This is a genomic window from Bacteroides sp. B1-V-101 (genome assembly GCF_023656585.1).
In the GTDB taxonomy this organism is placed as follows: domain Bacteria; phylum Bacteroidota; class Bacteroidia; order Bacteroidales; family Bacteroidaceae; genus Bacteroides; species Bacteroides thetaiotaomicron.
Map to the genome: position 1 here is coordinate 56234 of NZ_JAMOKH010000005.1, position 25833 is coordinate 82066.

General features: G+C 39.8%; 25 protein-coding genes. 19 read left to right on the forward strand and 6 right to left on the reverse strand.

Features of this window, described 5'->3' with window-relative positions; all coding sequences use genetic code 11:
• Positions 1–72: 72 nt before the first annotated feature.
• From NBH01_RS05940 to NBH01_RS06015, 16 genes are all read left to right on the forward strand, one after another.
• Positions 73–210: a hypothetical protein gene (locus NBH01_RS05940; RefSeq protein WP_153882651.1), complete on the forward strand. Its 138-nt coding sequence runs from the start codon at positions 73–75 to the stop codon at positions 208–210.
• A 22-nt stretch (positions 211–232) separates the two neighbouring features.
• Entirely contained in the window at positions 233–886 is a 654-nt protein-coding gene (locus NBH01_RS05945; protein ID WP_055229395.1) for a sugar transferase, read from the forward strand.
• Between the two features lie 3 nt (positions 887–889).
• Positions 890–1567: a PIG-L deacetylase family protein gene (locus tag NBH01_RS05950; protein ID WP_055229394.1), complete on the forward strand. Its 678-nt coding sequence runs from the start codon at positions 890–892 to the stop codon at positions 1565–1567.
• 103 nt (positions 1568–1670) lie between these two features.
• A complete protein-coding gene (locus NBH01_RS05955) occupies positions 1671–2258 on the forward strand; it encodes a WbuC family cupin fold metalloprotein (RefSeq protein WP_117977926.1) in 588 nt (195 codons plus the stop codon).
• Between the two features lie 34 nt (positions 2259–2292).
• Positions 2293–2448 (forward strand): hypothetical protein, encoded by a 156-nt coding sequence (locus tag NBH01_RS05960; protein ID WP_153882652.1) that lies wholly within the window; start codon positions 2293–2295, stop codon positions 2446–2448.
• A 102-nt stretch (positions 2449–2550) separates the two neighbouring features.
• Positions 2551–2922, forward strand: coding sequence for a hypothetical protein (locus NBH01_RS05965; RefSeq protein WP_055229393.1), 372 nt, complete (start codon positions 2551–2553; stop codon positions 2920–2922).
• Between the two features lie 27 nt (positions 2923–2949).
• Positions 2950–3405 carry a hypothetical protein gene (locus NBH01_RS05970; protein ID WP_187325305.1) on the forward strand — a complete coding sequence of 152 codons (456 nt, stop codon included), beginning with the start codon at positions 2950–2952 and terminating at the stop codon, positions 3403–3405.
• A 486-nt stretch (positions 3406–3891) separates the two neighbouring features.
• On the forward strand, positions 3892–4686 hold the full coding sequence (locus NBH01_RS05975) for a polysaccharide biosynthesis/export family protein (RefSeq protein ID WP_055229391.1): 795 nt from the start codon (positions 3892–3894) through the stop codon (positions 4684–4686).
• Positions 4687–4698: 12 nt separating this feature from the next.
• Positions 4699–7128: a GumC family protein gene (locus NBH01_RS05980; RefSeq protein ID WP_055229390.1), complete on the forward strand. Its 2430-nt coding sequence runs from the start codon at positions 4699–4701 to the stop codon at positions 7126–7128.
• Between the two features lie 18 nt (positions 7129–7146).
• Entirely contained in the window at positions 7147–8259 is a 1113-nt protein-coding gene (locus NBH01_RS05985) for a radical SAM protein (protein WP_055229389.1), read from the forward strand.
• A complete protein-coding gene (locus tag NBH01_RS05990; protein WP_081030127.1) occupies positions 8259–9443 on the forward strand; it encodes a glycosyltransferase in 1185 nt (394 codons plus the stop codon). Before NBH01_RS05985 ends, NBH01_RS05990 begins: the two co-directional genes overlap by 1 nt.
• A 35-nt stretch (positions 9444–9478) precedes the next feature.
• The gene (locus NBH01_RS05995) at positions 9479–10234 is read left to right on the forward strand and encodes an SDR family NAD(P)-dependent oxidoreductase (RefSeq protein WP_250700045.1); all 756 of its coding nucleotides are present in this window, start codon (positions 9479–9481) and stop codon (positions 10232–10234) included.
• Positions 10235–10246: 12 nt separating this feature from the next.
• Positions 10247–11254, forward strand: coding sequence for a hypothetical protein (locus tag NBH01_RS06000; RefSeq protein ID WP_055229385.1), 1008 nt, complete (start codon positions 10247–10249; stop codon positions 11252–11254).
• A gap of 24 nt (positions 11255–11278) precedes the next feature.
• Positions 11279–12070 (forward strand): tetratricopeptide repeat protein, encoded by a 792-nt coding sequence (locus NBH01_RS06005; protein ID WP_151923091.1) that lies wholly within the window; start codon positions 11279–11281, stop codon positions 12068–12070.
• A 144-nt stretch (positions 12071–12214) separates the two neighbouring features.
• Complete coding sequence (locus NBH01_RS06010) at positions 12215–13150, forward strand: DUF6734 family protein (protein WP_055229382.1); 936 nt, start codon at positions 12215–12217, stop codon at positions 13148–13150.
• Positions 13151–13241: 91 nt separating this feature from the next.
• The gene (locus NBH01_RS06015; RefSeq protein WP_055229381.1) at positions 13242–13868 is read left to right on the forward strand and encodes a hypothetical protein; all 627 of its coding nucleotides are present in this window, start codon (positions 13242–13244) and stop codon (positions 13866–13868) included.
• A gap of 387 nt (positions 13869–14255) precedes the next feature.
• Here the strand turns inward: NBH01_RS06015 and NBH01_RS06020 are convergent, their stop codons facing one another.
• The 6 genes from NBH01_RS06020 to NBH01_RS06045 all read right to left on the reverse strand — a co-directional run bounded on the left by NBH01_RS06020 (position 14256) and on the right by NBH01_RS06045 (position 19436).
• Positions 14256–14696 carry a hypothetical protein gene (locus NBH01_RS06020; RefSeq protein ID WP_048696643.1) on the reverse strand — a complete coding sequence of 147 codons (441 nt, stop codon included), beginning with the start codon at positions 14694–14696 and terminating at the stop codon, positions 14256–14258.
• 1 nt (position 14697) lies between these two features.
• The gene (locus tag NBH01_RS06025) at positions 14698–15282 is read right to left on the reverse strand and encodes a hypothetical protein (RefSeq protein WP_048696646.1); all 585 of its coding nucleotides are present in this window, start codon (positions 15280–15282) and stop codon (positions 14698–14700) included.
• Entirely contained in the window at positions 15263–15601 is a 339-nt protein-coding gene (locus NBH01_RS06030; protein WP_048696669.1) for a hypothetical protein, read from the reverse strand. Before NBH01_RS06030 ends, NBH01_RS06025 begins: the two co-directional genes overlap by 20 nt.
• A gap of 164 nt (positions 15602–15765) precedes the next feature.
• Positions 15766–16428 (reverse strand): hypothetical protein, encoded by a 663-nt coding sequence (locus NBH01_RS06035; RefSeq protein ID WP_048696648.1) that lies wholly within the window; start codon positions 16426–16428, stop codon positions 15766–15768.
• Positions 16429–17197: 769 nt separating this feature from the next.
• Positions 17198–17935, reverse strand: coding sequence for a DUF3944 domain-containing protein (locus NBH01_RS06040; RefSeq protein ID WP_048696657.1), 738 nt, complete (start codon positions 17933–17935; stop codon positions 17198–17200).
• A 7-nt stretch (positions 17936–17942) separates the two neighbouring features.
• Positions 17943–19436 carry a YeeR family protein gene (locus NBH01_RS06045; protein WP_055229380.1) on the reverse strand — a complete coding sequence of 498 codons (1494 nt, stop codon included), beginning with the start codon at positions 19434–19436 and terminating at the stop codon, positions 17943–17945.
• Positions 19437–20651: 1215 nt separating this feature from the next.
• Here NBH01_RS06045 and NBH01_RS06050 point away from each other — a divergent pair.
• From NBH01_RS06050 to NBH01_RS06060, 3 genes are all read left to right on the forward strand, one after another.
• Positions 20652–21221, forward strand: coding sequence for an RNA polymerase sigma-70 factor (locus NBH01_RS06050; RefSeq protein WP_048697640.1), 570 nt, complete (start codon positions 20652–20654; stop codon positions 21219–21221).
• Positions 21222–21290: 69 nt separating this feature from the next.
• A complete protein-coding gene (locus NBH01_RS06055; protein WP_161800196.1) occupies positions 21291–22259 on the forward strand; it encodes a FecR family protein in 969 nt (322 codons plus the stop codon).
• A gap of 160 nt (positions 22260–22419) precedes the next feature.
• The gene (locus NBH01_RS06060; RefSeq protein WP_048697582.1) at positions 22420–25824 is read left to right on the forward strand and encodes a TonB-dependent receptor; all 3405 of its coding nucleotides are present in this window, start codon (positions 22420–22422) and stop codon (positions 25822–25824) included.
• Positions 25825–25833: the final 9 nt, after the last annotated feature.

Consider the following 25833-nt stretch of genomic DNA (forward strand, 5'->3'; position numbering starts at 1 on the left):
TCGTTTCCTTTTGAATGAGATTATTCAGAGTGGTAATTTCGGTTATAAAGATGAGCGGATAACTTTCGTAGGATGAATCCTTTGCAGAGTCTTGTCCGCATTACTCGAAAGAACTACTCCTACTCGCAATTCGCTTCTTTTGACTGGTTTTGGGGTTCGATGTGGCGTATCTGGCATTTCTGCGACCGTAAACTACATGGGTATGAATAATTTATGAAAACAATGTCTTGATATGATATATAAGTTCTTTAAGCGCCTGTTTGACGTGATTTGCGCCCTATTGGGCATTATAGGTACCAGCCCGATCTGGATTGTGAGCATCATCCTTACTGAGATTAGCGACCCAGGGCCGTTGTTCTACTTTGCCAATCGTGTGGGTAAGGACAACAAAAAGTTCAAGATGTGGAAGTTTCGCTCCATGCGTGTAGTTCGTGGAGCAAGTGAGGCGAGTCTTCGTCCAGAGCAGGATAGAATCTTCTGGTGGGGCAAGATTATGCGCCGACTGAAGATTGATGAACTACCTCAGCTCTTGAACATCCTTAACGGCACAATGTCAATTGTAGGCCCTCGTCCTGCAGCAGTTGATCAGATAGAGATTACTCGTGGTGGCGAGAATGCTATTGCTGCTACTGTACCTTGCGGACTGACCTCTCAGTCGAGCTTGTGGGATTATATCTATGGAGATCAGTTCACCGAAGAGGAAGAGTACAACGAAAAAGTGTTACCTATCCGTCTGAAACTAGATGTGTATTATGTGAAGCATGCGAGCTTTTGGTGGGACATTTGTCTGATTTGGTGGACGGTATTGTCTATTCTTTATACTACTTGCGGAAAATATCCACAGTGGTTGCATGATAAATTGGTTGAATATTCAAAAACTGTATAAGCGATGAAATACTTAATAGTTGTAGCGCATCCTGATGATGAAACATTGGGAGCAGGCGCAAGTATGTGGAAGTGGGCACATAACGGAGATACTGTGGATGTATGCATCATGTGTACTGAGGCTAAGGCTCGCGCGTTCCGACCTGAAGACAATGAGTTGGAGGATGATACTAATGTTTCTAACAAGTTCTTGGGTGTAAATAAGATTTATGAGGGTACTTTCCCAAATATTGAGATGAATACCGTGCCTCATTTGAAACTGGTGCAGTTCATTGAGGCTGCAATCAAGGAGAGTGAGCCTGATGTTATCATCACTCATCATCCTGCAGACACGAATAATGATCACTTGCAGACGTCGATGGCATGTCAGGAGGCAATCCGCCTGTTCCAGCGTAGGCCGGAGGTGAAGCGTGTGAAGGAGTTCTGGTACATGGAGGTGCCTTCGTGTACGGAGTGGAAAATCAATAACGCGATGGAGTCGTTCAACCCGAACTGCTATGTGGAGGTGGGCAAGGAGGGCGTTGATGCGAAGATCAAAGCTCTCTCGATGTACCGTGGCGTGATGCGTCCATATCCGCACCCTCGTTCTGCTGACTATATTACCGGTCTTGCTGCTATGCGAGGAGGCCAATGGAGGCAAATGTACTCAGAGGCATTTGAAGTGGTGCTTCGAGCATATTGATTTATAATAAATTACAGGTATTTGATCATGAAGATTTTTTTTGGCCAGTTTGGAAATTTGTAAGTTACTTGTTTTTGGCCACAAAAGACAGACAAGATACGATATGATAGAAATCAACAAAGAACTGCTTGATTCTCTCTTCGTACAGGCAGAGTCAAGCGACCGCAAGCGCATAAACCACGACTTGCGTACAAGTCTAAATGATGGAGGACAACGTATGCTTAATGCTATGTTGCGCAGTACTATAGTGCCTATTCATCGCCATCCAATGAGTAATGAGAATGTGATATTGCTCGTTGGAAAGATGGATGAAGTGTTCTATGACGACAATGGTATCGAAACAGAGCGAATCCATCTCGATCCATCAAAGGGGAACTACGGTTGTGTTGTTCCGCAATGTGCTTGGCATACCGTAGAAGTTTTGGAGCCTTGTGTTATTTATGAGGCAAAGGATGGCAAGTATGGTGAGGATGAAAGCGAAACACTTGATGAATATAAGTCAAAAAGGGATTTTGAATCATTTGAACATACTGGGTTCTCAAACTCTCTTGGTGACCTTAAAAAGAACATCGAATACCTTATAGGTATGGAACGACAGTCTGGTTCGATGGATGTAATCTCCCCTTTGTATGTCTCTCGTATGCTCAATGTCCCATTGGAAGATGTTGAGCAAGTTATGAAGGAACTATGATGAAGATATATAACCCTTTAATCAATAATTGAGTATGATTACAGAAGAATTGAAAAAGCATGTAGTAGAATTTGTAGAAATGGAGCAGCATAGTTACTCAATGGATCTCATGATTCTTGAGTATGTAGCTCGCAGCCTCCAGATAACAAAGAAAGATGCTGCCGAAGCTCTCGAAACATTGAAGAAATAATAATGTTTATCTGTCAACAAAGTACTGCTAATGCCTGCGGTTCGACATAAGTCTACTGATAGCAACCACAATGAATTTTTCCTACATTTCCTATAAAAAACGATGAGCATAATCTCGTTTACGTACCATAGTAATTTGGGTATTGTCCATAAGGAGTCATTTTTTCGGATTGCCACTATCCTTGGTGTGTCTGTCAGTAAATCATCAGATAAGCCTTATATGATTGAGAAGATCGACTCTTACGTCAAGTCAAATCCGATAGAGGTATTGGAAAAGCTTTGCGTGAAGGAACTGGCCCAGGAGTTTGTCAAGGCGTGTCCTAATACCTCTGTGGTAAAAGCTCCCTGCCGGATCGATACCCTAAAGATGTTTCTCTTGGTCTCTGTGTGTTATGACAAGAAGACGCGGAAGGAGAGTCTGCTGATGGTCGATGAACTACGGGAATTGTTTGCTCCCACCTTGATTCCGTCCTGAAAAAAAGTTCGGAAGAAGTCGAAGGAATTGGCGGTAGAACCGGATATGCCGATCATCCACCCTTTCAAAACAGAGATCTATGACTTTGACGGAATGTCCCTTGAGGAGATGCTCCAACGCTTTTTCGAGCATATTCTGGATGATGACCAGCTGACTGACGGTTACTTTGATGATGTTGATCCGAGGAGACCGGATGACAACCTTGAACTTTCCCAGAAGACTAAATATTCAATGGCATTGGATTTGGTGACGGTTGTCCGTAGCCTTTACTACAATTCCCAGGTTAAAGTGTTTAGGGCGTTCCATAAATTCATCATAAAGGGTAATATATGGGTGACATGTTTCTGGAGCGTTTCGAGGAGAGTTATGGCAACATCTGTTTCGATGGTGGGGAGGTTGATTCTGACACCTTTGAATGGGGCTATTATACCCTCAATGGCTTTGACAATGCTGGACTATAACGATCTCCATGTTTTTCTTTGATATCGCACGGAGGCTGGAGGTAGTTATAGGCCGTGAGGAGGGAGCGGAAACAAACCACCGGGCAAGCGGATACGAATTCTATAAATAGCAAATGAATGTCCAGAAAGAACGATCAGAATTTTATCGCCTTCTGTGATGAGTTAAAGGCGTATGTCCTGGAAAACCGTTATTTTCCGAATAGGCATACTCGTCTTTTGAACAAGATAAAATTTGTCTGTCGTAAGATCAATCAAGGCATACTAGAGAAGTGGAAACTGAAGATGTTCCTCGGCATAGCGGGATGCGGGATATGGACGGTCATATCGGAGGGCGAAAAAAGAAGGAACAGGAGGACCAGTAAGTAAGATACCTTGTCCTGCTTATCCGATTGAGCTGTAAAAGAAAAAGACCTTACCTAAGAATTCCAATAATATACCGTACTGGCCGGATGAAATGGGGATACCCGGTCTTGCGAAAAATTGTATAACCCCAGCAAGAAAGAAATATATGAAAAGATTGAAAGAATTATTCTATTGCGCATTGGCGACATTAATGTTTACAGGCTGCCAGTCCTACAAAAAAGTACCTTACCTGCAGGATGCTGAGGTCGTTTTGTACAGTACCCAGAACGAACAGCTTTATGATGCTAAGATCATGCCCAAGGACCTGCTGACGATAGTGGTGTCATGTACTAGTCCTGAATTGGCAGCACCTTTCAACTTGACAGTGGCTACGCAGAATAATGCTGCTTTGAGTTATACAACTACTCAGCCAGTCCTACAACAATATTTAGTTGATAACGATGGTAATATCAACTTTCCGGTATTGGGTGAACTTCATGTTGGTGGCCTAACCAAGAAGGCAACCGAACAAATGATCGTTGAAAAGTTGAAACCTTATATTACTGAAACTCCTATTGTAACAGTACGTATGGTAAATTATAAGATTTCTGTGATCGGAGAAGTTGCCCGTCCCGGTACATTCACGATTTCCAATGAAAAAGTGAATATCCTGGAAGCTTTGGCTATGGCAGGTGATATGACCGTATATGGTTTGCGTGATGATGTAAAACTAATACGGGAGAATGCTAATGGCAAGCAGGAAATAATTCCATTGGATCTGAATAAGGCTGAGACAATCCTTTCCCCTTATTACTATCTGCAGCAGAATGATATCATATACGTTACTCCGAATAAGGCGAAAGCACGAAACTCAGATATCGGAACTAGTACAAGCTTATGGTTCTCTGCTACTTCTATCCTTGTTTCTATTGCCAGCTTGTTGTTTAACATCTTGAAATAAAAAGAAAGAGTCATGAAAGAAGAAAATCAAAACGGGAAGGAACGCCAAATGGCTGAAGAACAAATAGATTTCCGGACATTGCTTTTTAAATATATTATTCATTGGCCTTGGTTTGTAGGGGCAGTGTTGCTCTGCTTTGTTGGTGCATGGTTTTATCTGCATTGGGCTACCCCCATTTATAATATTTCAGCCACCGTTCTAATAAAAGATGAGAAGAAGGGCGGAGGTTCGGGAGTTTCTTCGGAATTGGAGGATATGGGATTAAGTGGTCTGATGACTTCTTCTAAGAATATTGATAACGAGTTGGAAGTCCTACGCTCAAAAACGCTTGTAAAAGAAGTTGTTAATCAATTAAATCTGTATATAACTTATAAAGACGAGGATGAGTTTCCTGCTAAAGGTTTATATAAGACATCTCCTGTCCAAGTAAGCTTGACACCTCAGGAAGCTGAAAAATTAAAAACTTCGATGGTAGTCGAGATGACCTTACAGCCTGAAGGTAATATGGATGTGAATGTGACTATAGGTGAGAAAGGGTATCAGAAACATTTTGAGAAGCTGCCTGCTATTTTTCCGACTGATGAAGGTACATTGGCTTTCTTTCAAGATGTTGATTCGGTAACTTTGCAAGATGGAACGAAAGTGCCTCGGATGGAGAAGAACGTACGTCATATAACTGCGACTATCAACAAACCGATGAGAGTGGCAAAGGGGTATTGTAACAGCCTGTCTATTGCGCCAACCTCCAAGACTACTTCTGTGGCTGTGATTTCATTAAAAAATTCCAGTTTGCAACGTGGGCAGGATTTTATCAACCAGTTGCTTGAAATGTATAATCGCAATACGAATAATGATAAGAACGAAATTGCTCAGAAAACAGCTGAGTTTATTGATGAACGTATTAGTATTATTTCAAAAGAACTGGGAAGTACAGAAGCGGATTTGGAAACCTTTAAGCGTGACGCGGGTATCACGGACTTGACGAGTGAAGCTCAGATAGCCTTAGCCGGTAATGCTGAATATGAAAAGAAGAGTGTGGAGAACCGTACTCAAATCAGTCTGGTGAATGACTTGCGTAAATACTTGAAAGGTAATGAATATGAAGTATTACCAAGTAATGTTGGTTTACAAGATGCTGCCTTGATTGGTGCGATTGAACGTTATAATGAAATGCTGGTGGAACGTAAACGTCTGTTACGTACATCAACTGAGAATAATCCTGCTATTGTGAATCTGGATACGAGTATACGTGCTATGAAAGCCAATGTACAAGCTACTCTTGAAGGAACTTTGCAGGGGTTGATGATCACTAAATCAAACCTTGACCGTGAGGCGAGTCGCTATTCCCGTCGTATCAGCAACGCTCCGGGGCAAGAACGTGCTTATGTAAGCATTGCCCGTCAGCAAGAAATCAAAGCTGGCTTGTATCTGATGCTGTTACAGAAACGTGAAGAGAATGCAATTGCGCTTGCCGCTACTGCCAATAATGCAAAAATTATTGATGAAGCAATAGCTGACGATACTCCGGTATCTCCTAAAGGCAAAATGATTTATCTGATTGCATTGGTGTTGGGTATTGGAATTCCTGTTGGCATCATCTACCTGATTGAACTGACGAAATTCAAGATAGAAGGTCGTGCCGATGTAGAGAAACTGACAAGTGTGCCTGTTGTCGGTGATATTCCATTAACTGATGAGAAGAATGATAAGAATGGTTCTATCGCTGTCTTCGAGAACAAGAATAATCTGATGAGTGAAACCTTCCGTAATATTCGGACCAATCTTCAGTTTATGCTCAATAATGATCAGAAGGTGATCCTTGTGACCTCGACTGTCAGTGGCGAAGGAAAATCATTCGTCTCGTCGAATTTGGCAATCAGTCTTTCTCTTTTGGGAAAGAAAGTGGTGATTGTCGGGCTCGATATTCGTAAGCCAGGACTGAATAAAGTATTCCAGCTCTCTAATAAGGAGAGAGGTATTACTCAGTATCTTTCCAATCCTGAAACGGATTTGATGGAACTTGTTCAGCCTTCTGATGTAAATAAGAATCTGTTTATTCTTCCGGGTGGTACTGTTCCTCCTAATCCGACAGAACTGTTAGCCCGTAACGGTCTGGACAGAGCGATAGAAACCTTGAAGAAGAACTTCGATTATGTCATTCTTGATACTGCTCCTATTGGTATGGTAACCGATACCTTATTAATAGGTCGTGTAGCAGACTTGTCAGTTTACGTGTGTCGTGCTGACTACACTCATAAGGCGGAATATACATTGATCAATGAACTGTCTTTTGAGAAGAAACTGCCTAATCTTTGTACCGTCATTAACGGTGTAGACCTGAAGAAGCGAAAATACGGTTATTATTACGGCTACGGTAAGTATGGCAAGCATTACGGCTATGGCAAACGTTATGGCTACGGCTATGGATATGGAGAAAAGTGATGAATAAATGTATTTTTGATGGCTATTCCGATTAACCCTCTGTCCGATAAGTCTGTGGCGTACAGAAGCGTTGTGGACTTTTATTCAGCACGGTCTTCTTTTGCCATTCCCCGAAAAGTAATTCTGTGTCTGACCGACCGTTGTAACATGCGTTGTAATATGTGCACATTACAGCATACTACCGTGGAGAAGAAGGAACTGGAAGTGTCGGATTGGGTAGAGGCCATCGAAGAACTGTCATGGGCAAAGCCCACGTTTCTCTTGTTCGGTGGTGAGCCTTTGTTGTATGAGAATGTTGGTTCTCTTTTGGATTTTCTTTGTCAACGGGATTGTCCGGTGGAGGTCGTAACCAATGGTTTTTTCTTGGAGAAGTATGTTGATAAACTGATTGCAGTGGATGCTAGAGTGACAGTGAGTATGAGTGGTGTTGATAAGGTGCATGACAATATCAAGAATTGTCCGAATAGCTTTCAAAGAATAGCAGGCTTCTTTGATTTTCTTTCCCGGCATGCCCCGGCATATTTCAGTAATGTAGGGGTTAATTGTGTGATGACTCCCGATAATATTGACGGAATAGAGGAACTGATCCATTTTTTATCCTCATATCCTATTCATTCTCTTTCCCTTCAACACATGCAATTTTCTTCTGTTGCTTTGCGTAATATGACCGATCAGTTCTGGAAAAAGGCTTTTGGGGACGCTTTTACATTGGTATTGGAACCGAATGTCTCTTATGAGTACGATGATGCCTATTTAAAGAGGATAAAACTCCTTTCTTCTGTGGTAAAAAAATGGTCAGGTAAGATGAATATTTCATTTTTTCCTGCCCTTGATTCCCCGGACATTGATAATTATTATTCGGACCGGCGGCATTTTCTGTGCGGTAAGGATAATGTCTGTCTTAAGCCATGGCGTGTTCCTACCATCTGTCCCAATGGGGATATCTCCAACTGTTCGGGTATGGTGTTGGGTAATATAAAAAAACAGTCGTTTTGGAAGATCTGGAATGGTGAGAAGAATAATTCTTTTAGAGACAGCCTGATATCACACGGTTCCTTTCCGTTTTGTACACGGTGCTGCAGTTTTTACGAGAAATATGATCTTTCTGGCAAACTAAATGTTGATGAGTGATGAAAAATAATGTGTCTGTTGCCTGCCTTACCGCAGATTTACTGGGTGGAAGAAGCTTTTCCATAAATTATCATTTGTTTACTGTCATAAATGCCATATGTGAAAATATTTCCATATCCTCCATTCATTTATACACTACGTCAATTAATGATTTCAGTTCTGGCTCCTTGCAGGAGATACAGGCTGATTTTCATATTCATTTTCCCTGTTCCCGTATTCATGTACATGAGATGGATTCGAGGGATATCTCGCTTGCTGGGAAAGCCTTGTCCGGTTTTGATCTGCTTGTCTGCGAAATGTTTGTATGGAGCGATAGCATAAAATATGCTAGAAGCATGAATTCCGGAGTCAAGGTTATTTATTGTGTCCATTCCATTTTACAGCAGGAATGGATAGCCAATGCCCAGAATAAGTGGGTGGGTTTTGAGCACTTTCACCGTTTGCAGCGCGAATTGGTAGCCGTAGCGGATCATTTGGTCTTTGATTCCTGTATGGATAGAGAATATGCTTCCCGTTTTTTCCCGGATATACTCCACCGTTCTTCTGTAATTTATCCGATACCTGTGCCCATCTGTGGGTTTGACCGTACTTGGGATGTTACAAGGGTATCATTTCCAAAGTTCCGTTTACTGTATGCCGGGAGATGGGAGTACCGGAAAGGTATTGAACAGTTGGTAGACAGTTTTTTCCACTGTCATACACAATATGGCATGGAATTGCATATTCTGTCGGATTATCTCTATATGGAGAACTTCGACCGTCTTTTTCTTTCCCCGGACAATGCCGTCAAGTTTAAGTCCTTGCTGGATCGCGGAGCCATCAGCCTGACCGGTTGGAAACGTGACAGGGTGGAGTATATCTCATTCATTTGTGAACAGTGTGATACTCTGGTGGTTCCCAGTCTGTACGATCCTTTCAACATAATCACTTATGATGCCATACAGATGGGGGTTCCGGTTGTCCTGTCAAGATTCTGTGGTGTAAACGAACTGCTTCCGGAAGATTGTGGCAGGGTGGTAAGGACCAATCCTTATGATGCGTATGATCTTTTTAAAAGCATAGAAGAAATGTTTCTCGGTTTACAACACCGGGAGATTTTAATGCCGTGTATCTTATCCTATGGCATTGCTGACGTGAACAGGGAATACAATAAACTGTTAAACGGTATTCTAGGATTAACATGATGTTTTGAGCGATGGAAAATGAAAGTAAAATAATAATGATAACCGGTGCGACTTCCGGAATTGGTGTGGCGGTAATTAGGGAATTCCTGAGTTTATATTCCGGCTGCTATTTTATTTTGGTAAGTCGGAATCGGAAAAGAATGAGAGAACGGATAGAGAGTGATTCGGACATTAAGGACCGTATCCGGTATGAGATTGTGGAGACTGATCTTTGTGATTTGCACAAGTCGGAAGAGATACTTGAACCCCGTATCCGGGAAAAAGGACGTGTGGATATTCTTGTCAATGTTGCAGGCGGTTTCATATCCAAACCTTTTGTCGAGACGGAAGCGGAGGACTTTTATCAGTTGGTAATGTCCAATATGTTCACCGTTTTTGTCTCCTGCAGGACGGTTCTTCCTTTTATGCTTAACCAGCGTTTCGGTTCCATAGTAAATGTCGGTTCCGTTTTGGGACTTCGTTCCTTGCGTGATACCAGATGCTCCGTCTATGGTTCCGTGAAGTCCGCTGTTGTGCATCTTACCCGTTTGTTGTCTGTGGAATACGGCGGGTATAATATTCGTGTGAATTGTGTTTGTCCGGGCATATTGAATCCCATCGAGGGGGCCGGTGAGGGAAGTTATGAGGCTTATCGGAAACTAAATGGAATGAATCATTATCTGGGGGAACAGCCCTTAAAATGGTTCGGTTCTTCCTCTGATGTGGCTAAGGCTATTGTTTTTCTTGCCGGGGAACAATCGGGATGGACCACCGGAGAGATAATGTGCGTGGATGGTGGAACAGGACTTTAGCATAGGGATAAGATGACAGGGAAATTAAAAGAGGGTAAGAATGTGTGTATTCTTTCCTCCTTGATAACGGACAAGCTTTCTTTTGTATTCATTTTGCTTGTTTCTATGATTCTGTTCTTGTTCTTGTGCTGGCAGTGCTATATTGGTGCGAAGACTACAGAACATATGTCTACTATAGAATCCCGTTTATTGGAGGAATTGGTCGATAATGTTGAAGACTCCTCTAAAACTGATAAAAATTTACTGTATTGCAAAGAATCCTTACACGCCGAACTGCGGCTGATTAAGGCACGTTTTGAAGACTTTTCCTCTTCTATTACTTTGATACTTAGTGTTGTCACGATTGTATTTGTTATTTTTAGTTTTTTGGGACTAATGAAAATACAGGATGAACTGAAGCATCTTGAAAAGGATAAGGAAGAGTTTGAGAGGAAAATGGAGGATAAGTTGAAGGGAATGGATGATGAACGGGAAAGGCACAAGCGTGAGATGTCCGATAACCTGCAAGAAATGCAGGAGATTCAGGATAAAACCCGTGTGGAAAGTCTGTTGTCCCAATTCCGTTATAAGGAGGCAGATATGATTTGTCGGAAGTATGAGGGCATGGGGTATCCTTATTTTATTTATGCGTCCGCTCGTGTCGAAATGGACCGTGAGAATTATAAGGGTGCCCGTGAAAGACTTGAGAACGTTATTCATCTTTTTTACAAGGATGTACAGAATGAATATTATTATTATTTGGGTGAGACCTATTTTTATCTGGAAGAATTTGAACTTGCCGGGAGGTATGTTCTTAAGGCTATGGAAGTTCTGCAGTCCAAATCAAGTCTGCCCGGTCTGGACTCCTCCAAAAAAGACCTGCGGATTATAGACGAGACATGTACTTCTTCCCAATATACTCTTTCCAGATATAGTTGTTTGTTGGGACGTATTTACCTGTCTACCATTCAAGGAGATAGTCCGGAGAATAACAACACCTTTGAAAAAGCATTGTCTGCTTTTGCCGAGGCACTCCGGTAGGATAAGCGGAATACCGATATTCTAATGTGGATTGCTATTACTTACCGGAAGAGAGGTGAATATTCCAGGTCAATAGAATTGTTGGAGAATATAATTGCCATAAATCCTGAGATGTGGTATTATTATCATGAACTGGCTGTCTCTTATTATCGCAAAGGACTTTCCCATAAGGGAACAGGGGATATTTCCCTGTCGCATGAATGTTATCGACAGGCGGAAGATTCGTATTGTATTTTGTTTGATAAGATGCGTGTGTATCATTTGGCTGATGATTATGGTTATCATTATCATCTGGGAGTCATTTATATTGAATGGGAAAAGTATCCGGAAGCGATAAGGGAGTTAAATTACTCTATTGAGAACAATGACAATGCGAAAGTATACTATTTTTATGATTTGGGCAGGGCCTACTATGGAGCGGGACAATACGAATCGTCAAGTGAGTATTTCAAGCTGGCGTGCGAAAAAAGTGAAGAAAAAGAATCGTTGTATCTTTTTTATCTGGCGTTATCCTACGTTTATCAATTAGAAAAAGGTAATGATGCAATTTCATGGGGAGAGACTGCCCGGTTACTTGAAAAGGCTATATTTATAGATGGTTACAAGGAATTTTATTATACGCATCTGGTAGTGGTGTATCTGGCAAGTGACAGGATGGCTAAAGCGGGTGAATATATGGAGAGATATAACCGGCTTACGGAAAGGAAAGACAGGAATCATTACAGGTTCTTGCAACTTTTGTTGAACGTGTTGTACTACTCACCTGATATAAAGGAATGTAGAGAGTGTTTTGTGAGGAGTAATGAGAATAATTAAAATTCCATGAATGGATTGGTGAATTTTGCGCGCCATTCATTGCAGGCAGGATTGAAGAGTGGTTCATTGCACGGTGACGAACTAAAGAATCGTATCCTTGAATTGCTTGCGTAGATATTTTCCTGTTAGGTAATCGTATTTTATATGCTCGGTATCCATTGTTTTTTCTCCCAGCCGGTTCAACAGGGACGTGATGTCAGCGGTGTATATAAGACTTATATTCCCGGTAAAATATTTTCTAATTATGCTTTATATACGATGCTCCTTTCCGCCCTACAATGGAAAAAAACGAATGGAAATATAAAGTTGTATTGCGATGCCTCTGTTTATGAACAGCTTCGGCAATTCCGACTGTTATCTTGCTGGGATGATATTGAAGTGCTTCGGGATGATTCCGTAGACAGGGGGATTAATTTACAAGTCTTCTGGTCGGCAGTGAAGTTTCTGGTTTATGAAAGGCAATACGAACCGTTTGTCTGTATCGATACTGACCTTATTGTCTGGAAAAAACTGGATATATGTCCCGATGTGGACTGGCAGTTTGCCCATTGGGAATCGATTGAGCCAGGGGACATTTCTTATCCTGATACCGCTACCCTGTCAAAGCCTGCAGGTTATATATTTCCTAAATTGGCATTTGCGGAAACGCGTGCATCAAATATGTGCATTACAGTATTCAATAACATGGATTTCTGTAGAATTTTCGTTAATGAAGCCTTCAAGTATATGCGTGGTAATAAGGTGGATTCCATATCCAGTTTGCATGCAACTCCTGAAATACTGTATATGGAGCAACGGCTTCCTGTTCTGCTTTCCAAGCGATATGGGTATACTTGTCGTCCTTTTCTTAATGCAACCTGGTCTCCTAAATTCTTCAGGTTTGTATCAGATGACCCGCAATATGGTAGCTGGTCATTTAACAGACTTGACGATAGAATGCTCTTTACCCATTTTTGGTTTTATAAGAAATGGCTGGAGGAACATCCTTTGGCTAAGCTTGAATTGGAACAGCAGTTGTTACACGAACTTGTTACTCGGTTTCCGGAAGAACCGTTGGATATGTTGCAATTTGCTAAATAACTGTTATGATAAGTGTTCGACTAACCTGTTCTGATGCTCTTTTGTGGAACAGGGGCTATTTTGTAGAATGTAAAAATGTGTTCTTGAATATATGAAAAAGACTGTAATCGAATATATCACCAATACGCTTGAAGATATTCCCAAGCAATCTCTTCAAACCAATAAGATGCGTTTACATGCTTTTTTCTCAGAACAGGAAACAATAGAGAAGCGAGGGACACATTTTGTATTCAGGTATGCTTTCTATTCTGTTGAAAAACTACGGCGACACACGAAACAAAGCCTGTTTAAAGAATATAATATGTTGTGTTCTGACTTGAAAAGTACTCCTTCCAGGAAAATATCGGATATGGAATATAAAGATGTTGTATTATATGGTGATGCTTCTTCCCCTGTAGTACAAGAACGATTGGCAGAATATTTGGAGCGGAATAATTCTTTAAAGATTCAGTTGTCTTTCTGTGATAAAGAAGCTCCAAAGTGTAAAACAGGAGAAAATATTGCCTATGCGGAACTTCAGAAAGCATTGTTTTATTGCAAAAGGAAAAAGTATTTGCTTCTGTTCATTTCAGTTCGTGATCTAATACAGGATATTCGCTTTTATGATTTGCTTGACGAATTTCGTGTTGATTTCCGTTGTGTTGACTTTCCTTGGTTTTGCAGGGAGAATCTACGTTTGATAAAAGCGGTTATGCTATATGAGAAGTTATCTCCTTGAACAGGCCTAAAATAGTGTATTTCTTTGCATATAATACCTTTTATATTGAATTCGTTATATGTAGGTCCCTAACTTCATGCTACAGGATGAAGAACCCTACATCTTTCGTTGGTTAAGAAAAGAGTACGGCGGTATATCTAAACCAACATTTTCATATCGGTTGATTTCCGATATGTTTTTTTACCCCATATATCAACTGTCTGTGAAGATCGTTGATATATATTTTCATAAATAGTTCGATACATGTCTTACAGGGAGATTTTTGTTGTTGAATGGGAGAAGGTGAAATATGGATGCCCGTGAAGAGAATCAATCTGGTACTTTCTAGTACTTCTTAAAAACAAAAAAGTAGAGAAGACAGCTCCCTAACTATCTTCTCTCTTGCTCTTAAAATGTCAATCTCATAACCACTTTCTCCGGTTGTGCTGTGATCTTAACTCTATCTACCTGATCTGCCCCAAGCATTACAGCCGAATTTTTATAACACCCTATAAATTCTCTCTTCGACATGAAAAACGTGTACCCGAAGGGAACGCCTCCCCAGTAATCCGGTATCCTGAAACCATTAAAACTATGCCCTGTGATTATGTTAGCATCAATATTATAGATCAACTTTGGATCATAATTCAGCCAGTCTATTTCCTTCTCCCTATATTTACGGAAAAATGTTAGTTCCAATGTTTTCCCTGATACTTCTCTAAGCTTAAATCTGACTCCACCGACATTAAAGACCTTATCCAGATCCGCCTGAACAGCATTTTCTATCATATCAACACTTAGTGTACCCAAATCATACACCTTGCCCATAACGAATATTTTCTTTTTCATATTACTCCAGGTCTCTTTCAATTAATATTTTAACTTTCCCCGTTCCCCTAGTCTGTATATAGATTACACTCGATACCCCTAAAGCAGCCAGAGCATCATTATACCAATCCCCAATCCACCGGACCGGTACAAACAGGTTCTTGTCTTCGTCCGAATACAACTTATTATCCCTTCTTGCCTCTTCTATGATATCCTCCTCCTCTACATTCAATATGTCGGCTGCAATAAGAATGGACAGATATTTGGGATCGTCTGCTTGTGGTATCTCCTCTGAATAGTTATAAAGCAGATACAATGCGTCTTCAAAACTGCTGACCTTGTGTCTGCTCAAGTTACTGGTTTGTATTCTTGTATCGAGCATTAATTCTACAACGGAATATGAAAAGTACTCCTCATTGCCGGTGTAGTATTTCTTCAGTTCGTTCTCACTGGTGAAACTTAGGATAGCGAGGTCCCGTAATGGCATTTGTGTTAATTTAGGCAGTACCGTTGTCCCGTCCGGGGTTATATAGTTCTCACTGTCTATATCTTTCACACGGTTATAATCACTCTCTTCTATTGTACCTTTATAAATTATCTTCTTCATGGTCGTTTGGTTTAGTTTTTTGTGAATAAATGGTTAGTGTAATTCCGTACTCTTCTTGCAGATACCTGGTCAGCCCATAATATGCGTCAACCCTTTTTCGGTTACGTGGCATCATCCCCAGTGCTTCCTTCAGTGTAATCCTGATACAGAGTCCGGTTATAAAAGAGTTTCCGAACTTCTCCTTGAGTGCTGTAATATCCTGTTCGTACTTCTCGTTACTATTACTTCTTGTTTTTTCGTTTACATCAGGACAAGAAGCCTTCTTTCCAACCTGACGCTTCAGTAATTCCTCCGGGGGACCACCAAAGAATAAATTCATAATACTCCACATATCAAATATGCTGTTTTTCATCATTAGTTAGGAATTGGCGGGATACTAAGAGCGTTTTGTCATTTTTTAGTGGACAGAAAAAAAGAAAAACGCACCAAGATTTTTTATCTCTTAGTACGTTATTATAATATTATCCTGATGAATAACGCAATTCATATATCAGACATGAAATGGTATTTTGATTTAATTCTTTGTTTTGTTTTTTTATTGACCTTTTTGAAATCATTTATGACTTTTGCAAATTTACCAGTCCCGCATATAACTTCTTTATGTTGATATTTACCAGGAATAGAAATAACATAGTAGTTACTGTATTTGCCACATTCGGATAATGTGCTTAATATATTGAATGTGCTACTCAAGACATTAAAGCTAAAATAAATGTCGGCTCTCCAATTTTTCTTTTGGGGTACATTATAATAATCTTCATGTACCATGATTAAGGTGCTACATTCAGAATCCTCATCAAAACTAGAATAGCCAAATGTACTCTCTACTATAACAGTTATTATATCAGGACTATTATAATTACAATCCACTTTCCTCTTCAAATCTACTAAATAATCATTTCTATTCTCGTTCCGATTTCTATAATAATGAGGATCATAATAAAGAGCCTTATTGTCTCTTCCTATAAGACCTAATTTTTCTTCCAGTTCATGAATTTTTAGATCTCGTTTTTTCTTTTCTTTAACTTTTTGAGGATTATGATTATAAATCCATTTGGCACCATAATAAACACCCAAAAATGGACTGCATATTATCAAACCACTTATCAAACCATATATATAAAGATCATCCTTGTCTATTTTCATAATTGTTTATTATTAAATTTCCGGTTATAATAATCCAATTTAATATTTTACCAATCATGTTTCCAGTACATTTTTAACGATATTCTTCAATTCACACTTCTTCAGATAGAGTAATTGTATTCTCGCTCCTCCATAGTTCATGAGAGTATCTATGATTCTGGATTATGTCTGAAAATAAAAATGAAAAATGCACGGAACCATTTCCATAAAAGCCATCCAATACCCCAAATGAGAGTTATACCTAAAATAATAGAGAGTATCATTTTAAAAAGACCGGTATACGTGTCTATCCACCACTTGCTGAAAGCATTCCAGGATATAAGATATTCCGGTTTAAAATCATGAAATATTGTTTTAAACGCAATAATGTATGCAATAATAATCATGACATATTTAATTACCTTATAAATCGTTTTTTTTCTGACCATTGTTTCTTTTTTGTTTACGGCTTATGAATATCTCAACAATGCGTATCTAATTCTTTTTTTTCATGTTTTCCCAGAACTTTTCATAAACAGAAATGAATATGGTATGCAAAGACGGCAAAGTTCTTATTCCACCACAACGTTTACAAGGCTGCGGACAAGAATAGATGGTAGCATGATACTCAATGTTCTTTCCAATGAAAATTTTGCCACATTCGGTACATCTGAAAATACTTTTTCCTTTAAGCATGATTGATATAGATTGTAATTTGTCTTTTCATAACAATACTCTGTAATTATCGTATTATTTCTCTCCTTTTTCATGGGGTGAGAACTTTTCCGGTCTATATATTTTGTTTTTCAGTCTGCATCTTGCGTCGCATATAGATTATTAGTACTACTCCCGGAATTGTTACCCTATATGCTGCTCCCGTCAGGTCTTTTAATAACCATGCTCCCATAATGATATTTATGGCAGGAACAAGTATCCCTCCGACTCTACTTACCAGTCCCAATCCCACCGCTATATCTAGTGCCACTCTGGGCACCAGCACGCTTGTTAACAATGTCAGAATCTGTGAAACGAATGCCGGGGACATGCAAGCCATCAGGACTGCGTTTTTCATAGCATCCTTGCTTTGATATGTATTGGCATCCAATTGCAAATCCTTAACTAATTCCTGCAATTGTTCATCGTTCATTTCTTCTAGTACATCATCCATTAACTTCTGAATCAGATACATCTCAATTCGTTCCGTAGATGAGTTTTTGTTATAATTGACTTTCTTCTTATCGCAAACATCCATCAGGATTTCACGATATGGCACTCCATATCCCCGAAAGAAGTTAGCAAAACTATCCCCGCCATAGAGTTGAAATTCATGTGCAATCTCTGTCCATGCTTTCTGTAATTGGTTAGGGTATGACTCTTTATACAGGCGTGTTCTGGATAATGTTTCCGAATATCTCGGATTATTGTCCTTGTCATATACCAGTAAATCAGCCAGTACTTTTAAATCTTCATTGGAACATTCTTCTAAGAATTCCAAATCTTTGTCCTTCAAAAATTTCTTTCCAAACATAATTGAATTATTTTATGGTGTTAATAAATATTTGATTCATATCCTCTTCTGACATATCTATCCGATCAAGTTCATGCATAAGTTGCTTTTCGGTTGCAACAACAATCTGTTCTCTTTTATTGATGACATAGAGGAAGCAACCTTTTAATCGTGTATATACATAGGCTTTTTGTATTTTATCTGTTTCCCTGACCTTGATATGTGTGATAAAGTCCTCGTTAATAATATCCCGCTTTTGAATCTCTTCCATACAGGCGTCAAATTCATCTTCGTTAATTATCATGTAGTCATTACATAAGTCCTGTATGGCTTCTTGTATGATATTGTATTCTTTCCTTTCCTTATTGGTTTTAAGTAATCGGAAAACAACATCACTGGCTGCAAGGGAGGACAAAATTCCAGTGAGAGCAGGGATAATCATCTTCATGGGTACAGGCAGCGGAAATCTGGATGCCACGCTGAATCCTGCTGTAAATGCGGCAAATCCGACCATCGATCTGGTGATGGAGGCTGTTAACTCTTTCCATGACATTCTGTTATCCATGAATTTAATGAAATCAGGCACAGTATTGATCAATATAAATGTGGTATTCACTATGATATTTGTTCTGAAAAATTTTATTACTACATTCTTGGCGGCAGCTCCTGTTACATGTTTCTCACAAATTACCGCTGCAAACTTATGGATCGTGTCCTTCCCTAAAGCATAGTTGTATACCGAATTAACAGCTGATTTTGACGCTTGGGTGGATGTGGTTAATAATCCTCGTCCCATAGCTGTTTTAAAAAACTGACGTACTAACACGCTACTAATAAAAACAGAACCTCCGGTTTTAATGCTTTCTACAAAAGAAATCTTTAAAGCGTCCCCTGTATCTATCTCCTTGTATTTAAGTATTGCAAAGTTGATAATGAAAGAAATGCCTAATGATGATGCGGTAGATACCACTGATTGTTTGGCATCAAACAGCAATGAATCTATATTGCCTGCTTTGGCTATATTTCTTGCCTGTTTAAATGTTACACATCCTGCTTTTACTAATGTTTGGGCTTCCTCCGGATCGGTGACCCCGGCAACTTTCCCTTCTTTAATTTTTTCTCTCATTAGGTTTACCGCTTGCTCATACTGATCTTTGGGAACTTCTAAGAGCATCGGTTTACCGTCTGTCTTTTGATAATAGCGGTACATTCCGGTCTCCACATCAAATGCCGAATTTATGGTTTTAGCTGCCGTATCATAATATTTAGTTTGGATATATACTCCATCCACGATTCGGTCCGCACCATTCTTTTCGTTGTTCCGTCCTATGTCTTCTACCTTTTTATGCTGCCAACGATCGTGAAGTGAATTGGCATCTTCAGCCATGAATCCCAATCCTCCTTTTGTATGTGCCTTCATTAGCTGGGTCTCAAATTCTATATTCTGCGTGATTTTAATAGCTCCGACAGGATCTATAATATGACTATCGATAGGGGTAGTTGATTCTTTGGGGTCTTTCATGGGGCCTTTCCTCCTATACACCTATAAGTCCCCTAATTCAGCTGTTAGTTTGATTAAACATTGGTATACAAGAAAAGCGTGAGGACTTTATTTACCTACTCATCAAGGAAACAGGCATCGCCAAACGCCACACTCAAAAAATGAATAGAAGAAATAATACTCTCACGCTATAATGCTATGTCAAGATACAACATAAGCTGTATCAGATACATATACAAAACAGTTAGAGCGTCATATCCCTCATCATTCTTCGAGTGGTACTATATGAAATTTGGCGATTTCGTTTCCCTCAATGACAAAGCAAAAAACGCTTTCTGCATATTCGGCCATTTCTCTAGTCGAACACTGCAAATATACATTTTTTGTTCAATATGACGCTCTTGTTATGAGTATTATTTCTTCATAATATAAGAGAATAAGGTCTTTCGAGGCGTAAAGATACAGGTAAAATGGCATTAAAACAGAGAAAACGATTTCTTATTTTTCATACATTCTCTTCTGTCTGATATTGGGTACGACTATAATTGAGAAGAAAAAAATAGAGAGTACCTTCCGCCGCTGTATTTTCTTTGCTTCTTAATCTGTGTTAGTTCAAGTAGTAGGATACTTTTGGTTTCAGGTACTCTTCATATGTGAGTATTATTTCTTCTCTGATAAGGTTTTGGGGTGATTGGGGAGGGAAAGAATAGTTTCCAGTATACTCGATCGAATACTTTATTCCCCTTTCAACTTTTGAATCCTATAGTTTCTGCCCTCTTCTTTTTTTTCAGGTACAACCTCATTCTGTCCTTTCCGAAGTCTCCTCTGTTGGCATTATAATTATTGATAACCATTCCTTTTATTATTCCATGTAACCCAAATGTACCGGTGAGATAGAAAAGTGCATTTTCATAGAGCACACCATACCTGCCTAACCATTCGGCTTTACCCAGGAAAATAAAATCTTAGTATTCATCCGGTAACGTGTAATCATTTATGTAGGGTATCTTTTATTTAGAAAACACCCATTAAGATTTCACTTCCGATAGGAAAAGACCTTCATACTATATGTTTGAATGAGATAGTAACAGTGAGCAACAAATGTGTTTAATATTCTGTTGCTTTCACCACATGTCACAATTGGCTGGGATAAATAGCTAAAAAGAAAATTTGCGAATCAAATATCATTTTATATTTTTGTTTCTCAAAATTTTTAATGAACTAAAAAGAATTAAAATGCCTGCAAAACTCACTCGTCCAGAGAATTCTTTTAATAATATTTATATGCGATATTACAAAAAGTCTTTTCTATTTGTAAAATCATATATACACAATGAGATGGTAGCCGAGGATATTGCATCTGAATCACTTATCAAACTGTGGCAATGGATACAGGACAACCCGGTGGAAAATATTGAACCGATATTGCTCAGTATTTTGCGAAATAAAGCCTTGGACTACTTACGTCATGAAAGCATGAAACAACAGGTCATAACACGGATTAGTGAGAAACAAAATGAAGAGTTAGCTCTTCGCCTCTCCTCGCTGGAAGACTGTAATCCAAATGAAATATACTCGAAAGAAGTTATGGATATTGTGCAAAGAACATTGCAATCATTACCTGAACAAACCTCCCGTATATTTACTCTCAGTCGGTTTGGAAATAAAACAAATCGGGAGATTGCCTGCGAATTAAATATTTCAATCAAAGATGTGGAATATCATATATCCAAATCACTTAAGGCTTTTAGAAAAACTCTAAAAGATTACCTGCCTTTATTTTATTTCTTTTTTTACCATATGTAACACCGATTACTACGCACGTTCCTTTGTCTTTTGAAAAAAATATTCTTTTTCGTTTAGGGTAAACCGAAGATGAATCGTTATATAAATGAAAGCGATAAAAAGATGGATGAACTATTACAAAAATATATAGCAGGAAATGCCTCTGAAAAAGAGTCACAGAGGATAATGGAGTGGCTGCGCGAAGATGAACAGCATCTTAGAGAATATAAGCGGCAACGTAAATTGTATGACATTACGTTATGGCAGACTAAAAGTCCCGTTGATATACAACAAGAGAAGAAAGATCCGCTGAGGAGGGTTCTCGATGTTATTGTACGGATAGCGGCTGTCATTGTTTTTACTGTGGCAACCACTTATTTTTACACTCACCACGTTTTACAAGACAAGGAGGAGAATATGCAAACGGTAGTTGTTCCGGCAGGCCAGCATGCCGAATTATACCTGGCTGATGGAACGCATGTATGGCTGAATTCCGGTAGCCGGTTGACTTTTCCGGGACGGTTTTCTAAAAAGGTACGTCATGTAGAATTAGATGGTGAAGGATATTTTAAAGTCAGTTCTAATATAAAACAACCTTTTATTGTTGGAACTAACCGATGCAATATCCGGGTGCTGGGGACAGAATTCAATGTGCTGGCCTATGAGAAAGATAGTATATGGGAAACAGCCTTATTGGAAGGTGCTGTAGAAATTCTGCAAAAGAAAAGTGAAGTATCTCTCATGAAACTGAAACCAGGTGACATGGCCAGACTAAGTAAAAACCAACTTACTAAAGAAAAGATACATACAACAGACTATTTTCGTTGGAAAGAAGGGCTTATTTGTTTCAACGATATCTCCCTACGCGATATAATGGAGAAATTAAAACTCTATTATGATGTGAATTTTGTCATTAACAATCAACAGATTCTTGATGCGCACTATACCGGAAAATTCCGGACCCATGATGGGATTGAACATGTAATACGTGTGCTTGCCCTCAATAATAAATTTACCTATATTAAAGATAACGAGAGCAATACGATAACCATTAATTAACTTTTTAATATTTCTAATGCCTATGAAACAATAAAGAAACATTTAAAAAAGAAAAGGGGACAGTGCTGCAACACCATCCCACATTTTCCATCAGTTTATACCAACTGACAAAATAGTTCTAGATCAAGTTAAACCTAATAAACTAATATGTTGCGAAAATATGAAAAATTCTCTATACCAGGAATTATTTATAGAAAATAAACAGTTATTCCGTATTATGAAAATTATTGTTTACGTCTGTTTCTTATGTGTAGGAAATCTTCTAGCTATAGGAAGCTATGCGCAGACAGCTCATGTTACGATTGTTTCCAACCATATAACAATCGGACAAGTGATTAATGAAATAGAGAAACAAACGGACTATCTGTTTGTATTCAACGTAAAAGATATCAATATCAAACGTAATGTCAAAGTGAATGCGAAAGATAAAGCCGTTAATGAAGTTTTGAATGATATATTCAAGGATACAGGCATTCGCCATGCTATAGAAGGTAAAAACATCATGCTCATTAACTCTACGGATAAGGAAAAGGGTGCGCAGCAAAAAGATTTTTTAGTTACGGGGATAGTAAAAGATGAAAATGGTGAGCCTATTATCGGAGCAAATATTCAAGTCGTAGGAAAATCGGCAGGCACAATTACGGATATGAACGGACGTTTCAGTATCAGTGCCTCTGCCAATTCTACATTGCAAATAACCTATATTGGCTACCAAACGCAGACTGTCAATATCGGCGAGCAGAGGAATATTAACATTATTCTACAGGAAGACAATGCGCAATTGGATGAGGTAGTCGTAGTGGGGTATGGTACGATGAAGAAGAAAGACCTCACCGGTTCGGTAACAGCTGTTAAAGGAGACGAACTTGCTGCCCGTCGTACCACCCAACTTTCCACAGCTTTGCAAGGCGCGCTTTCCGGAGTAATGGTCAGTCGTGACAATGGAGCTCCCGGTAGTAGTGCTTCTATCCAGATACGTGGTGTAACAACTATTGGTGATTCCAGTCCGTTGGTGATTATTGACGGAATTCCGGGTGATATCAACTCCGTAAATCCTGAAGACGTAGAAAGTATGTCCGTATTGAAGGATGCTGCTTCGGCTTCGATCTACGGTTCACGTGCCGCAGCCGGTGTAATTGTCATCACGACCAAACGTGCCAAGAGCGGTGATGTGGCTTTGAGTTACAACTTTGAGTACGGGTGGGAAATACCGACTAAGTTGCCGACCTATGTAGGAGCCCAGCGTTACATGGAAATGGTAAATGAAACACGCTATAACGATAATCCAGACGGTGGATGGTACCAAACATATACGGAAGATGAAATTACCAACTGGAGCATGAATAATGCGACTAATCCGGACAAATATCCTATGACGGATTGGGGAGATATTCTGTTGAAAAGCTCCGCACCCCGGCAGACACATACTCTAAGCATTGTTGGTGGGGGTAAGATTATTCGTACAAAAGCCTCTTTCCGCTATGACAAAACGGACGGCCTCTATGTAAACAAGGAATATGACCGTTTTATGGTACGCGTGAATAATGATTTCAATATAAATAAATATATTTCCGCAAATCTGGATTTGAACTTTTCCCGTTCTAAAGCTCTCTCGCCTAATTCCAACCCCATGGGGGCAGGTGGACGAAACATTCCGCCAATTTATGCTGCTACATGGACCAATGGCTTATGGGGTGATGTGAAAGATGGAGAAAATATGCTGGCCAAAATTACAGATGGCGGCACTTTTACCAACTGGGGAACCAATATTGGCGGTAAACTCGGTATTGACATAACTCCTGTCAATGGGCTGAAAATATCAGCAGCCGTGGCGCCCAATTTCAATAATGTAAAGAAGAAAACTTTTGTCAAACAGATTCCATACACCCGTTCAGAAGATCCGAATACCACTGTTGGTTACATGGGAGGTTATCGCACTACCAATTTGACGGAAAATCGTAATGACAGCCATGATATAACAACACAGTTCTTTGCCAACTATGCCAAGACACTGGGGCGCCATGATTTCTCTGTCATGATCGGTTACGAGGATTATTATGCTTTCTGGGAAAACCTGGATGCATCCAGAGACCAGTACCAGTTGACAAGCTATCCTTACCTGGACCTCGGTTCGGAGGATTATCGGGATAATGGTGGCAATGCGGAAGAATATGCTTACCGCTCATTATTCGGACGCATGACCTATAGCTATGCAGACCGCTATCTTATCCAAGCAAATCTCCGCCGGGATGGTTCTTCACGTTTTGCATCCAATTGTCGTTGGGCCAATTTTCCTTCCGTGTCACTTGGTTGGGTAATTTCTGAAGAGAAGTTTTTCAAGAATATAAATATGGATTGGTTTTCTTACCTGAAATTGAGAGGCTCTTGGGGAAAACTGGGAAACGAACGTATCGGGGCTTATGACGATAACGGTAACTTTATTTATAATTATTACCCTTACCAAGCTGCAATTGATTACAGCACTGCACTATTTCAGAATTCACAGGGGATTGTTTCTTCCGTGACTACAGCCGCACAGCAAAAGTATGCCGTACGAGATATTTCATGGGAAACAACAGAAAGCTGGGATATCGGTTTGGATGCTAATTTTCTGGATAACCGCCTGCACTTCTCCGCTGACTATTATAGAAAAAATACGAAGGACATGTTGCTGGCACTGGAAATTCCACATTTCATCGGCTACGACAACCCGGAAGTCAATGCCGGAAATATGCACACTACCGGCTATGATATTGAAGTCGGCTGGAGGGACAAAGTCGGTGATTTTACTTACTCCATTTCCGCTAATCTGTCAGATTTTACCTCCAAAATGGGAAACCTGAACGGTACACAGTTCCTAGGCAATCAGGTAAAAATGGAAGGAAGTGAATATAACGAATGGTATGGTTACTTAAGCGATGGTTTGTTCCTGACTCAGGAAGACGTGGACAAGTCGCCCAAACTGAACAATAGCGTCAAAGTGGGTGATATTAAGTACAAGGATATTTCCGGACCGGACGGTGTCCCCGACGGAGTTATCTCACCGGAGTATGACCGTGTACTTTTGGGCGGTTCCCTGCCTCACTATATGTTTGGACTCACTTTCAATGCTGCCTATAAAGGCTGGGACTTTGGATTGACACTACAAGGTGTTGGAAGTCAGAAATCTCAAATCAGTGCAGCAATGATTGAAGGGCTTCGAGACAACTGGCTCAATTTCCCTACTATTCTTGATGGCAATTATTGGAGTCCGAAAAATACGGATGAGCAGAATGCGACAGCCAAATATCCGCGCCTGACTCGCACCAATCGGGATGCTAATTTCTGTATGTCTGATTATTGGCTTTACAACGGTCGGTACATTCGTTTAAAAAATCTCTCTGTCGGTTATACGCTCCCCAAAGCATGGACTACGAAGGCGTGTATGAATACAGTCCGTCTTTATGTAAGCGGAAGTGACCTGTTTACCATCAGTAATGCCCCCAAAGGATGGGATCCGGAAGTAAGTACAGAAGGGTATCCTATTACCACCTCTCTAATATTTGGTGTTTCTATTAATTTCTAGCCATAAAAA